Below are 13,591 nucleotides of genomic sequence, written 5' to 3' on the forward strand. Positions count from 1 at the left end.
AGTGACCAGCGTGAACGTATTGATTATCGGCAGAGGCGGCAGGGAGCACACGCTCGCCTGGAAAGCGGCGCAAAGCCCTCTTGTCGGCACTGTATATGCGGCGCCCGGCAATGACGGAATGGCCGGGACCGCCGTACTCGTTGATCTTGACGAAGGCAATCACGAAGGGCTTCTCGCTTTCGCAAAGGAAAACAATATCGGACTGACGATCGTCGGTCCTGAGGTCCCTTTAATCGAAGGGCTTGTTGATGCATTTGAAGAAGCGGGCCTTCCGGTGTTTGGACCGTCGAAAAATGCAGCTGTGATTGAAGGAAGCAAGCAGTTTGCCAAGGATCTTATGAAAAAATACCAGATTCCGACAGCAGAATACGAAACGTTTACATCTTTTGAAAACGCAAAGGCGTATGTTGAGGAAAAAGGCGCTCCAATCGTTATTAAAGCCGACGGGCTTGCCGCCGGAAAAGGCGTCACAGTCGCGATGACAGCCGAAGAAGCGGTTCAGTGTCTGCATGACTTTTTAGAAGATGAAAAGTTCGGCGAAGCAAGCGCATCTGTCGTCATCGAGGAATTTTTGAGCGGTGAAGAATTTTCGCTGATGGCTTTTGTCAAAGGTGAGAAAGTGTATCCGATGGTGATTGCACAGGATCACAAGCGGGCATTTGACGGAGACAAGGGCCCGAATACAGGGGGAATGGGCGCGTATTCTCCGGTGCCGCAGATTTCGGATGCGGTCGTCGAAGACGCCGTTAAAACGATTTTGGAGCCGGCGGCCGAAGCGATGGTTAAAGAAGGCCGTTCGTTTACGGGAGTCTTGTATGCCGGGTTAATGCTGACCGAAAAAGGAACAAAAGTGATCGAATTCAACGCGAGATTCGGGGATCCCGAAACCCAGGTCGTCCTGCCGCGTCTTGAATCAGACCTTGTCCAGGTCTTGGTTGATCTCCTCGCAGACAGAGAAGTGGAGCTGAAGTGGAAGGATACGGCGGCAGTCACCGTTGTTCTTGCATCTGACGGCTATCCGGAAAGCTATGAAAAAGGCGCGCCGATCGGCACGCTTGAGCCTGACATGGAGCAGACCGTCGTCTTTCACGCAGGCACGAAAAAAAGCGGCGATCAGTTTGTGACGAACGGCGGCCGCGTCGCCAATGTCACCGCGTTTGCAGAGACGTTTGATGCGGCAAGGGAAGCAGCCTATCAAGCGGTGGATCGAGTAAGAAAACCGGGGCTGTTTTACCGGATGGACATCGGCTCGCGTGCGCTCAAGGCAGCACAGAAATAATAGGTGAAGAGACAGAGCGGGAGCACCCGTTTTGTCTCTTTTTTTGAGCTCAATTTTTTTGGATGATCTTGATCATCGATTCAGCCATCAATTCGGGCGGATAAGGCATGCCGTTTTCAAGCCACCATGCGGCTGTGCCCGCGAAGGCGGAAATCACAAACCGCCGCTGAATGTCGAGAGGCACTGAGCGGTCAGTATCAGCAGCTGCCGTTTTTTTGATTCCCGTCAAAAAGCTGTCATTCCAAAAATCATTGAGCAGCTCCTTAATGTTCAGCTCATATCTTCTGTTGATGATAATCGCAAAATCGCCGCTGTTCTGTTGCAAATGATGATAAAAGCGCAGCACATACCAGTATGCTTCTGGCTTTTTCCCGCTGCTATCTATATCAAGCGGCGAAAAAATATCCTCTTTCATCGCCTCAAACATATCCCTCATATGTTGATGAAGCAAATCGTATTTATCTTGATAATGCTGATAAAATGTCGTTCGATTCAAGTTTGCCCGTTGCGTAATATCCTGCACAGAGATTTTTCCCCATTCTTTTTCAGCAAGCAGTTCAAACAAGGCTTTTTTTAAGTTTGTTTTCGATTTTGTGATCCGCTTGTCCCCGCGGTAGCTGTCAGCCAATTCAGCCGCCTCCTCAATCACTTTTTCGACACTTCTTTGCCATTTGTTGGTTGAATGGCCAGATGGAATCTATTAATTTAAAACTAACATATTGAACTTCATGAATCAGCTGACAAGCAACCGAAGGAGTGAAAGCGAATGAGTCAAACAAAACAGCAGAACCCCATTCAGAAAGCGCTGATTAACGGAAAGAACAGACAAGACCCGTATGATCCGTTTCCGTGGTATAAAAAAATGCGCACCGAATCACCGATTCACTATGATGAAGACAGCAAAGTGTGGAGTGTGTTCCGCTATGACGATGTCAAAAGAGTGATCAGCGACAAAGACTTTTTTTCAAATCAATTCCCTCAGCTTGGAACTGGCAATACGTTTGCGAAAACGATGATCAGCATGGATCCGCCGAAACACACGAGAATCAGATCGATCGTCAACAAGGCTTTTACACCGCGCGTCATGAAGGAGTGGGAGCCGCGCATTCGCGAACTGACGAATGAATTGCTCGCTGATGTCCGCGGCAGGGAAGAGATCGACCTTGTACAGGATTTTTCATATCCGTTGCCCGTAATCGTCATTTCGGAATTGCTCGGCGTTCCTTCGGTGTATAAGCATCATTTCAAAGAATGGTCCGACCTGTTGGTCAGCCTGCCGAAGAGCGATCGGCCGGAAGATGTGAACGAGTGGAAAAACATCAGGGACCAAGGCGAAGAAGAGCTGACCGCATTCTTTGAAAAGATGATTGAAGAGAAAAGACAAAACCTCGGCAATGACCTGATTTCGCTTTTGATCAAAGCCGAACAAGAAGGGGACAAGCTGTCCCCTGATGAATTGGTTCCATTTTGCAATCTGCTCTTGATGGCGGGGAATGAAACGACGACGAATTTAGTTTCAAATGCGGTCTACAGCAATCTCGAAACACCGGGCGTGTATGACGAGCTCGCCAGGCATCCTGAACTGATTCCGCAGGCAGTCGAGGAAGCCGTCCGTTTCCGGGCGCCAGCGCCGATGATTGTGCGCTTCGTTAAACAGGATACCGAGATCAGAGGAGTAAGCTTGAAAAAAGGAGAAGGTGTGATCGCTTTCCTTGCTTCTGCCAACCGTGATGAAACGAAATTTGAGAGGGCGCACGAATTTGATATTCACCGCCATCCGAACCCGCATATCGGATTTGGGCACGGCATCCACTTTTGTTTGGGCGCCCCGCTCGCAAGGCTGGAAGCGGCGATCGCCATTGAGGCGCTCTTAAAGCAGTATGCCTCGATGGAAAAGCTTGCGGTCGTGCCGATGGCCGACAGCAGCATGTACGGCTTGAAACATTTCCGTCTGCGGGTGAAGTCAGCAGGGGAAACGGCGCCTAACTAATTAGAAAAGCACCGAAAAGGTGCTTTCAGCGTGTCGACAAACCCTCGCATTCGTTGTCAGGCCTGCTAAGTCGGTGCTCACGAATAGAGGAAGGATCGGCGGCTAACCGCCCAGGCGTCCTGCCTGAACGCCGCCGTCATCACCTCCTGTGAAAGTCCGCTCCGATGCTCGGCCTTCCTAGACTGCAAGGTTTTCAATCACGCTGAAAAGGTGACGAAATCCTAAAACTTTAAACCGTTTTAGGATTTCGTCAACAATCTGCCACCTTCTTTCCCAAGAAGGTGTTTTTTTACGGACAGGGCATTTCTTTCATTGCATAAGCCGGTCAGCAGGAATTTGACTGGATAAGCCTCGTGCTTTAAAATGAAAGTAATAAAAATGAATACTCCAAAGGGGAGTAGCTGTCACAGTAAAGTCGTCATTACGGGATGTCCTAGATCCTCGGCTTTACTGGCAATCTAATTGTTAGCGAGACCTTTGCCAAATCTGATTTGGTGAAGGTCTTTTTGTTTATCCACTTCACCAAATCGGTGGAGTTTTTTCATTTTTATCAAAAGGGAAAGGAGACTGACCGTGTCTAAGCTCGGGAAATGGCTGAAGCGTGAATTGGTGAAGAAAGGTCTGCCTTTGGCGAAAGAAAAATTAATTCCGATTTTGAAAGAAAAAATGAAAAAGAAACGATAAGGAGGCAAACAATGAAAAGAGTTCTTATAGTTCTTGCCGGAATTGGCCTTTTAGGTGCGGGCGGATGCGGAATGCTTGATCAGGTGAATGACGGATTGAACTATACAAATGAAGCGGCCGGCTATATCCAAAAAGTGAAGACATTTGCGGAGGAGGCGCCTTCCTTGGCTGAACAGGCTGTAAACGACACGGGTGCAAAAGAAAAGCTGGAAACTCAGCTTGAGTCTATCCAGCAGGCTGCAGCCGATTTTAATGAATTAACCCCTCCTGATGCCGCAGCCGAGGTTCATAACACCATCGAGAAGCATAATGAAACACTGCAAAAAAGCGCTGAGGATGTTTTGAAAAGTGTTGAGGAAGGAAAATTAACAGTCGAGAAGCTGGAGCAGTCAGAATTGGTGCAAAGCGCTCAGCAGATCAGCGATGTGATGGGCCAGATTGAAAAATTGACCGAATAGAAAAAAGCATCCCGGTTTGGGATGTTTCGGCTTGTCGACAAAGTCATAAAAAGTGGCTTCATCGACAAGCTTTTTTAAAAAAATGTGAGTGGAATCTAGATTATGTTGCCCAAGCACTCAAAAGATCAGCGTAAACAGCTTGAAGTCGTTGCCTTAAGTGAACTTGTCCCTGAAGATCAACTGGTCAGGAAGATGGAAGAAGCCATGGATTTTTCATTTATTTATGAAAAAGTTGCCCCTCTTTATTCTTCAAAAGCACGTCCAAGCATTGATCCCGTTGTATTGATCAAAATGGTTCTGATTCAATACGTGTTTGGGCATCGCTCCATGCGCGAAACCATCGAACGGGTTTTTGCGGATTTAAAACACAAGCGTGGCCTGCGCTGGACAACCCTGCGGGGAAAGAAAAAATTGTCCATGCAGGCGATGCTTGTTTTCGCTGCCATGAATCTAAAAAACTGGCGAATTGGACGTGGAAAGGCCCTAATCGCCAGCCTTTTCATCGAAAAAACAAAATAAACTGGACAAAAATAGGTCGGATCTTAGAAATCCGACCTATTTTGTCAACGGTCTGAAAGCACCTATAAAAGGTGCTTTTTATGATTGTTCGCCAGTCTCTCCCTGTTGCTTCATATACGTTTGGCAAACATATGTCATGGGACAAAATCGTAAAATGCCGGAAGCGGCCTTCATCGCCCCCATAAACATGCAGAAAAGCGTCATTCTGCACCACGGTTTTCTCGTAAACTTTGCCGCTGCCGCCGACAGGATCGTCAGTCCGCAGGCAATCCGAAAAACGGCGTCAAACAGTCCGATGTTTTGCTTCATACTTTATTCCTCCTATTTAAATAATTAAATAAAGTGTTTTTTCAAAAAATTGTAACGGATTGGTAATGCGTGACGATAGTAAATGTGTTAACATAGGATCATTACATGTAAAGGAGAGTATGTGAATGTCCGAACGCACCTTAATTTGGAAAAACAAGCACATCAGATCGCAAGTTGATGTTGTAAGTTCAAGGCTGCAGCCAACGCTCCTTTTACGAAATGCATCTGTACTGAACCCGTATGTAAAGCAATGGATTCCAGCAAACGTATGGATTCATCATGACAGAATCGTTTATGTCGGCCGTGACTTGCCGAAGACGGCTGTTAAAACTACAATAGATTGTGAAGGAAAATACATTGTACCCGGGTATATTGAGCCGCATGTACATCCTTTTCAAATTTATAATCCCCAAACTTTGGCCGAATATGTGTCACAGTTTGGAACGACCACATTCGTAAATGACAACTTGTTTCTGCTTTTACATTGCGGAAAAAAGAAAGCGTTTTCTATACTGGAGGAACTGAAAAAACAGCCTGTCCACTACTATTGGTGGTCAAGGTATGACTTGCAGACCGAAGTGTTGAATGAAGATCAAATCTTATCGATCGATTACCGAAAACATTGGGGAGAACACCCGGATGTCATCCAGGGAGGAGAAATGACAGGCTGGCCGCGCCTTTTGGACGGCGATGATCTGATCCTTCATTGCATGCAGTGCACGAAAAGAAGGAGAAAGCGGATCGAGGGCCATTTTCCGGGGGCATCGGAAAAAACGCTGACGAAGATGAAGCTTTTCGGCGCTGACGCCGATCATGAAGCCATGACTGGAAAGGAAGTGCTGAAGCGGCTTGAACTTGGTTACCACGTCGGCTTGAGGCAGTCTTCCATCCGCCCTGATTTGCGAAAAATTTTGCGCGAGCTGCACGAAGAAGGCTTTCACCATTATGACCATATGTTTTATACAACGGACGGCGCAACGCCGAACTTTTATAAAGAAGGCATGACAAACAAGCTGATTGAAATCGCCATCGAAGAGGGCGTGCCGCTGATCGACGCCTATAATATGGCTTCGTTTAATATCGCGAAGTATTACCATATGGAGGACATCCTTGGGGTGGTTGCACCGGGCAGATACGCGACGCTCAACATTTTGAATAGCCCTGATGAACCGAATCCGGAGACGGTTTTGGCAAAAGGTCGGCTGATCAAATCAGGCGGCATAAATATGAATGCGTTTTCAGTTCCGGATTGGCAAAAAGGGGGTCTTGTCCCTCTGAACCTTTCATATGATCTAACGATGGATGATTTGCAGTTTTCCATGCCGCTCGGCTTGAAAATGAGGAATTCCGTCATTATGGAGCCTTATACGATTGAGATTGACAACTCTGTGAACCAGCTTTCTTTTGATCATGATGAAAGCTATCTCTCGCTGTTCGACAAATACGGAAAGTGGCGTGTCAATACGATGCTGAAAGGCTTTGCAACCCGCATCCAAGGTTTCGTCAGCTCCTATTCGACAACGGGAGACATTATCGCGATCGGCAAAAACAAGGAAGACATGCTTTTGGCCTTCAAACGGATGAAAGAAATCGGAGGAGGTATCGTATTAGCGGAAAACGGAAAAATTCTGCACGAAATTCCTCTTCATTTAAGCGGCGGCGCATCAATTGAGACGTATGAAAAGGTGCTTGAAAGGGAAAAAGCGTTAAAAGAGCTTCTGTTTGAAAGAGGCTATACGTTCGACGACCCGATCTACACCCTGCTCTTTTTGCAAAGCACCCATCTGCCTTATATCAGGGTGACGCCGAAAGGGATCTTTGATGTGATGAAAAAAACTGTACTCTTTCCATCGATAATGCGTTAAAATATAAAAGAGCGGGAGCTAATCTATGGTGAATCGATATGTAAGAGTACTGCTTTGTTTTGCTTCGCTTTTACTGCTTGCATCGTGCCAGTCGCAGGAACAGCAGGAAAAGGAAAAGAACATTCATCCGCTGACAGGGTTGAAGGCGGACGGAGATATTCGGCAGCGGCCCATTGCCGTTGTGGTGAACAATCATTCAAAAGCAAGGCCGCAGTCGGGATTAAGCAAGGCTGACATTGTCATTGAAGCTCTCAGTGAAGGACCGATCACACGATTGTTGGCGATCTATCAAAGCGATATGCCTGAAGCGGTTGGCCCAGTCCGCAGCGCCCGGGAGTATTTCATTGATTTGGCTCTCGGTTTTGACAGCATCCTTGTGCATCACGGCTGGAGTCCGGGGGCAAAAGACCGCCTGTTGAACGGCGACGCCGATCATATCAATGGAATGGATCACGACGGGACCCTGTTTTGGAGAGCCGATTTTCGGGAAGCGCCGCATAATTCGTACACATCATACAAAAACGTAAAGCAAGCAGCAGATGACAAAGGATATGCCATCGAAACCCGCACAGAACCGCTCACTTTTAAAGCAAGCCCTGATAAACCTTCGGATGCGCTTTATTCTATACGGTTAGACTATGGAACAAAATCCGTTACAAACCGTGTCGAATATGGTTATGATAAAAAGGTTGAAGGCTATGTGAGAAAGTCAGACGGCGTTTTGACAACAGACCTTGAAACAGAAGAACCGGTTGTTCTTCAAAACATTCTAATAGCGGAAGCCGAACATCATATGAAAGATGCGTACGGGAGAAGGGATATTGACCTTCGTTCAGGCGGAAAAGGACTCCTTCTGCAAAACGGGGAAGTCCATCGGATCAGCTGGAAGAACGAAAACGGCCGGATCATACCGACGGCGGACGGCAAAACCGTTCCGTTCGTGCCGGGAAAAACGTGGATCAATATCGTTCCCGATCTCAGCAAGGTTTCTATTAGCAAAGGAGAAGGTGTGTAAAGATGCAGATCGATAAATTGCGCGGGAGAGAGCTGGACCAGCTTTTTCAATCCATACTATCACTAAAAGATCTCGAAGAATGCTATCGTTTTTTCGATGATTTATGCACAATAAATGAAATTCAATCATTGGCTCAGCGGCTCGAAGTAGCCAGAATGCTGCGCGACGGCAACACGTATCATAAAATTGAGACGGAAACCGGAGCGAGCACCGCGACCATTTCCAGGGTAAAGCGCTGCCTGAACTACGGAAATGACGCTTATATCATGGCGCTGGACCGCGTCAAAGCAAATCAATCTGAATCATCTTCATGATGTCATGAAACCGCCTGGCTCAGGGCACTGAGCACCGGCGGTTTTTTTGTGCTTCTGCCCGTTTATCGTTTATTTGTTATCCGTTTTTCGAAAGGGGCTGAATTTGTTATAATATTTAAATGGTAAGAACGCGAATGGAGGAGCTTTTTCATGTACGATATTACCGAGTGGAAGCACGTCTTTAAACTCGATCCGAATAAAGATATTACGGATGATCAGCTTGAACAGCTGTGCGAATCCGGAACAGACGCGGTTTTGATCGGCGGAAGCGACCATGTCACAGAAGATGACGTCCTTCGGCTGATGTCAAAGGTGCGCCGCTTTTTAGTGCCGTGCGTTCTTGAAGTATCGACGATCGATGCGATCGTCCCGGGGTTTGACCTCTATTTTATTCCGACTGTGCTCAACAGCAGGGATACAGACTGGATTGCCGGCTTACATAAAAAGGCGATGAAAGAATACGGCGAGCTGATGTCGCCGGAAGAGATTGTTGTTGAAGGGTACTGTATTTTGAATCAGGACTGCAAGGCTGCCGCTTTGACGAACGCAGATACCGAGCTTGACATTGAGGATATTAAAGCGTACGCCCGCGTAGCTGAACATCTTTTCCGCCTTCCGGTCTTTTATCTTGAATACAGCGGCATGCTGGGTGATTCAGAGACCGTTAAGGAAACGAAAGCCGTGCTTCAGGAAACGACGCTGTTTTACGGCGGCGGCATCAAAGATGCGGAGACGGCGGTTAAAATGGCTGAACACGCCGATGTGATCGTAGTCGGAAACGCGATTTATGAGAACTTCGAAGAAGCGCTGAAAACGGTACAGGCCGTAAAAGGATGAGCACAACGAACCGGATTGGTTTATAATAGAACATATGTTTGAATAGGCGGTGAACGGAATTGAATTACATTAGCGACCAATTATTAAGCGGATTGAACAAGATGCAGCAGGAAGCGGTCAAAACGACGGACGGTCCGCTTTTGATCATGGCAGGAGCAGGAAGCGGAAAGACGCGGGTATTGACGCACCGCATTGCGTATTTAATGGCGGAGAAGCGCGTTGCCCCGTGGAACATACTGGCGATTACATTTACGAACAAAGCGGCCAGAGAAATGAAAGAACGTGTGGAAAGCATTCTCGGACCGGGAGCGGATGACATCTGGATTTCGACGTTCCACAGCATGTGCGTCAGAATTTTGCGGAGAGACATCGACAGAATCGGCATCAACCGGAATTTCTCGATTCTTGATACGTCTGACCAGCTTTCCGTCATTAAAGGAATCCTGAAAGAAAGAAACATCGATCCGAAAAAATTCGATCCGAGAAGCATACTAGGATCAATCAGCAGTGCGAAAAACGAGTTGATCGCCCCGGAAGAATACGAGAAAACAGCCGGCGGTTTTTTTGAACAAGTCGTCAGCGATGTCTACAAAGATTATCAGAAGAAACTGCGGAAAAACCAGTCGCTCGATTTTGACGATTTGATTATGACGACGATTGTCCTGTTTGACCGGGTGCCGGAAGTGCTTGAATACTACCAGCGGAAATTCCAATACATTCATGTCGATGAGTATCAGGATACGAACAGGGCGCAGTATTTGCTCGTCAAAAAAATGGCGCAGCGCTTCCAAAACATCTGCGTTGTCGGGGACTCCGACCAGTCGATCTACAGATGGCGCGGAGCGGATATCGCCAACATCCTGTCGTTTGAAAAAGACTATCCGAATGCGAGCGTCATTCTGCTCGAACAAAACTACAGATCGACAAAGCGGATATTGAACGCGGCCAATGAAGTGATTCAGAACAACTCAAACAGAAAGCCGAAAAACCTCTGGACCGAAAATGACGAAGGGGCGAAAATCTCCTACTTCAGAGGCGACAACGAATTTGGCGAAGGCCAATTTGTCGCGGGCAAAATCAGGGAGCTCGTCGGCTCTGGAAAACGATCCTTCTCAGATATCGCGATTTTGTACCGGACGAACGCCCAGTCGCGGGTCATTGAGGAAACGCTGATGAAGGCGAACATCAACTACAACATCGTCGGCGGCACGAAGTTCTATGACAGAAAAGAAATCAAGGACATCCTCGCGTATTTGCGCCTCGTCGCAAACCCTGACGACGATATCAGCTTTGCGCGGATCGTGAACGTCCCGAAGCGCGGCGTCGGTGCGACTTCAGTCGATAAAATCGCGGCCTATGCCGACATGAACGGTATGTCTTTATTTGAAGCGCTCGGCCAGGTTGACTTTATCGGCCTCAGTGCTAGAGCGGCCAACGCGCTTGATGAGTTCAGACAGACGATCGAAAACCTGACGAATATGCAGGAATACTTATCCGTCACAGAGCTTACGGAAGAAATCCTTGAAAAAACCGAATACCGCGAAATGCTGAAAGCGGAAAAATCCTTGGAGGCGCAGAGCCGCCTTGAGAATATCGACGAATTTCTCTCCGTAACGAAAAACTTTGAGCAGCAAAGCGAAGACAAATCGCTCGTCGCTTTTTTGACCGATTTGGCGCTCATCGCCGATATCGATCAGCTTGATCAGAAGGAAGAAGAGACCGGAAATCAAGACGCGGTCATCTTAATGACGCTTCATGCTGCAAAAGGACTCGAATTCCCGGTCGTGTTCCTGATGGGGCTTGAAGAAGGAGTGTTCCCGCACAGCCGCTCCCTGATGGAGGAAGCGGAGATGGAAGAAGAGCGGAGACTCGCGTACGTCGGCATCACGAGGGCTGAGGAAGAACTTTATTTAACGAACGCGCGGATGCGGACGTTGTTCGGAAGAACGAATATGAACCCGGAATCAAGGTTCATTGCGGAAATACCGGAGGAATTATTGGACAATCTAAACGAGAAGAAAAAAGATCTGAAAACGCCGTTTGGAAGAAAGCCCGAGCGGAGAGGCCCCGTTACCCGTCCGGCTGCATCGTACAGCAAAACCGGCGGCGACGGCGTCAATTGGGCAGTCGGCGACAAAGCCTCCCATAAAAAATGGGGCGTCGGAACCGTTGTCAGCGTCAAGGGATCCGGCGAATCGACAGAGCTTGACATCGCCTTTCCGAGCCCGACCGGAGTGAAGCGTCTTCTCGCGGCCTTTGCGCCAATTGAAAAGCAATAATGGCAAAAGACCTGAAATGAAAGGACGAAACCAATGGAAAAAGAAGCAGCTAAACGCCGTGTGGAACAACTGCATGCATTGATTAACAAATACAACTACGAATATCACACCCTTGACGATCCAAGCGTGCCTGATTCCGAATATGACAAGCTGATGAAAGAGCTGATTGCTCTTGAAGAAGAGCATCCCGACCTGAAAACGCCGGACTCTCCTTCTCAGCGCGTCGGCGGAGCCGTTTTGGACGCCTTTCAAAAAGTGCAGCACAAAACGCCGATGCTGAGCCTCGGCAACGCGTTTAATGAAGAAGATCTGCGCGACTTTGACCGCCGCGTCCGCCAGGCGGTCGGAGACGTTGAATACAACGTCGAGTTTAAAATAGACGGTCTTGCTGTTTCACTGCGCTATGAAAACGGCGTATTTGTCAGAGGTGCGACGAGAGGCGACGGTACGACGGGCGAGGATATTACGGAAAATTTGAAAACCATCAGAAACATTCCCCTCAGAATGAAACGCGATCTTTCTATTGAAGTGCGCGGCGAAGCTTTTATGCCGAAGCGCTCCTTTGAACTGCTGAACAAAGCGCGGATCGAACGTGATGAAGAGCCGTTCGCCAACCCGCGGAACGCCGCTGCCGGTTCATTAAGGCAGCTCGATCCGAAAATTGCCGCGAAACGAAATCTCGATATCTTCGTCTACAGTATAGCGGAGCTTGATGAAATGGGCGTTGAAACGCAAAGCCAGGGACTCGATTTCCTCGACGAACTCGGCTTCAAAACCAATCATGAAAGAAAAAAATGCAGCACGATCGAAGAAGTCATTGAGATTGTCGAAGAGCTCAAGACAAAACGCGCCGACCTCCCGTATGAAATCGACGGGATCGTCATTAAAGTCGATTCCCTTGACCAGCAGGAAGAGCTCGGCTTTACGGCGAAAAGCCCGCGCTGGGCGATCGCCTACAAGTTTCCTGCCGAAGAGGTTGTTACGACGCTTTTGGACATTGAATTAAGCGTCGGCCGGACGGGCGCAGTGACCCCGACTGCGATTCTCGAACCTGTAAAAGTGGCGGGAACGACCGTCCAAAGAGCTTCTCTCCACAACGAAGATTTAATTAAAGAGAAGGATATCAGACTGCTGGACAAAGTCGTCGTCAAAAAGGCGGGAGACATCATTCCGGAGGTCGTCAACGTCCTCGTCGAACAGCGGACGGGCAAAGAAAAAGAATTCAACATGCCGAAGGAATGCCCGGAATGCGGAAGCGAGCTTGTCAGAATCGAAGGAGAAGTCGCGCTTCGCTGCATTAATCCGGAATGTCCGGCTCAGATCAGGGAAGGCCTGATCCATTTTGTTTCCCGGAATGCGATGAATATAGATGGTCTCGGCGAGCGCGTCATCACCCAGCTGTTCCGCGAAGACCTCGTCCATAATGTCGCCGATCTGTATAAGCTGACGCGCGAGCAGCTGATCAATCTCGAGCGGATGGGGGAAAAGTCGACCGACAACTTATTGAATTCGATTGAAAAATCGAAGAAGAACTCATTGGAACGGCTTCTCTTCGGACTCGGCATCCGCTTCATCGGCGCCAAAGCGGCCAAGACGCTGGCGATGCATTTTGAAACGCTCGATAAGCTTAAAAAAGCGACAAAAGAAGAATTGATCGAAGTCGATGAAATCGGCGACAAGATGGCGGACGCCCTCGTCACCTATTTTGAAAAAGAAGAGATTCTGAAGCTGTTGGACGAGCTTGAAGAACTCGGGGTCAACACCGTGTATAAAGGCCCGAAAAAAGCGGCCGCTGAAGCGAGCGATTCGTATTTTGCGGGGAAAACGATCGTCCTGACCGGGAAGCTCAGCGAGATGTCGCGGAATGACGCGAAAGCGGAAATCGAAGCGCTCGGCGGAAAAATCACAGGCAGTGTAAGCAAAAAAACCGATCTCGTCATTGCCGGCGAAGCGGCAGGCAGCAAACTGGCGAAAGCTGAAGACCTAAACATCGAAGTATGGGATGAGGCAAGACTGATCAGTGAGCTAAAGAAATAAGAGGA

General features: G+C 48.2%; 11 protein-coding genes and 2 pseudogenes. 11 read left to right on the top strand and 2 right to left on the bottom strand.

What is annotated here, in order from left to right; translation table 11 throughout:
• Positions 1 to 10: 10 nt before the first annotated feature.
• Complete coding sequence (gene purD, locus MKY62_RS03530) at positions 11 to 1,279, top strand: phosphoribosylamine--glycine ligase (protein WP_003179540.1); 1,269 nt, start codon at positions 11 to 13, stop codon at positions 1,277 to 1,279.
• A gap of 49 nt (positions 1,280 to 1,328) precedes the next feature.
• Here purD and MKY62_RS03535 read toward each other — a convergent pair whose 3' ends face one another.
• Positions 1,329 to 1,907, bottom strand: coding sequence for a TetR/AcrR family transcriptional regulator C-terminal domain-containing protein (locus tag MKY62_RS03535; protein ID WP_011201578.1), 579 nt, complete (start codon positions 1,905 to 1,907; stop codon positions 1,329 to 1,331).
• Between the two features lie 138 nt (positions 1,908 to 2,045).
• Between MKY62_RS03535 and MKY62_RS03540 the strand changes: the two genes are divergently transcribed.
• The 4 genes and pseudogenes from MKY62_RS03540 to MKY62_RS03555 all read left to right on the top strand — a co-directional run.
• Positions 2,046 to 3,269 carry a cytochrome P450 gene (locus MKY62_RS03540; RefSeq protein ID WP_003179546.1) on the top strand — a complete coding sequence of 408 codons (1,224 nt, stop codon included), beginning with the start codon at positions 2,046 to 2,048 and terminating at the stop codon, positions 3,267 to 3,269.
• A gap of 695 nt (positions 3,270 to 3,964) precedes the next feature.
• A complete protein-coding gene (locus tag MKY62_RS03545; RefSeq protein ID WP_059261135.1) occupies positions 3,965 to 4,411 on the top strand; it encodes a DUF6376 family protein in 447 nt (148 codons plus the stop codon).
• Positions 4,412 to 4,513: 102 nt separating this feature from the next.
• Positions 4,514 to 4,780 (top strand): annotated as a pseudogene (locus MKY62_RS03550) (transposase); the annotation flags it as partial.
• Positions 4,781 to 4,789: 9 nt separating this feature from the next.
• A pseudogene (locus MKY62_RS03555) lies at positions 4,790 to 4,930 on the top strand (hypothetical protein); the annotation flags it as partial.
• A gap of 78 nt (positions 4,931 to 5,008) precedes the next feature.
• Here MKY62_RS03555 and MKY62_RS03560 read toward each other — a convergent pair.
• Positions 5,009 to 5,239 carry a DUF2892 domain-containing protein gene (locus tag MKY62_RS03560; protein WP_003179554.1) on the bottom strand — a complete coding sequence of 77 codons (231 nt, stop codon included), beginning with the start codon at positions 5,237 to 5,239 and terminating at the stop codon, positions 5,009 to 5,011.
• A gap of 125 nt (positions 5,240 to 5,364) precedes the next feature.
• Here MKY62_RS03560 and MKY62_RS03565 point away from each other — a divergent pair, with 125 nt between their 5' ends.
• The 6 genes from MKY62_RS03565 (at position 5,365) to ligA (ending at position 13,586) form a co-directional block, all read left to right on the top strand.
• Positions 5,365 to 7,104 carry an adenine deaminase C-terminal domain-containing protein gene (locus MKY62_RS03565; protein ID WP_003179556.1) on the top strand — a complete coding sequence of 580 codons (1,740 nt, stop codon included), beginning with the start codon at positions 5,365 to 5,367 and terminating at the stop codon, positions 7,102 to 7,104.
• A 28-nt stretch (positions 7,105 to 7,132) separates the two neighbouring features.
• Positions 7,133 to 8,119 (top strand): DUF3048 domain-containing protein, encoded by a 987-nt coding sequence (locus tag MKY62_RS03570; RefSeq protein WP_025806296.1) that lies wholly within the window; start codon positions 7,133 to 7,135, stop codon positions 8,117 to 8,119.
• 2 nt (positions 8,120 to 8,121) lie between these two features.
• Complete coding sequence (locus MKY62_RS03575) at positions 8,122 to 8,433, top strand: YerC/YecD family TrpR-related protein (protein ID WP_003179568.1); 312 nt, start codon at positions 8,122 to 8,124, stop codon at positions 8,431 to 8,433.
• Positions 8,434 to 8,583: 150 nt separating this feature from the next.
• Positions 8,584 to 9,270: a heptaprenylglyceryl phosphate synthase gene (locus MKY62_RS03580; protein WP_003179570.1), complete on the top strand. Its 687-nt coding sequence runs from the start codon at positions 8,584 to 8,586 to the stop codon at positions 9,268 to 9,270.
• Between the two features lie 59 nt (positions 9,271 to 9,329).
• A complete protein-coding gene (gene pcrA / locus MKY62_RS03585) occupies positions 9,330 to 11,549 on the top strand; it encodes a DNA helicase PcrA (protein WP_003179572.1) in 2,220 nt (739 codons plus the stop codon).
• A gap of 33 nt (positions 11,550 to 11,582) precedes the next feature.
• Positions 11,583 to 13,586, top strand: coding sequence for an NAD-dependent DNA ligase LigA (gene ligA, locus MKY62_RS03590; RefSeq protein ID WP_003179573.1), 2,004 nt, complete (start codon positions 11,583 to 11,585; stop codon positions 13,584 to 13,586).
• Positions 13,587 to 13,591 lie beyond the last annotated feature (5 nt).

Source organism: Bacillus sp. FSL R7-0646, assembly GCF_037969865.1.
In the GTDB taxonomy this organism is placed as follows: Bacteria; Bacillota; Bacilli; order Bacillales; family Bacillaceae; genus Bacillus; species Bacillus licheniformis.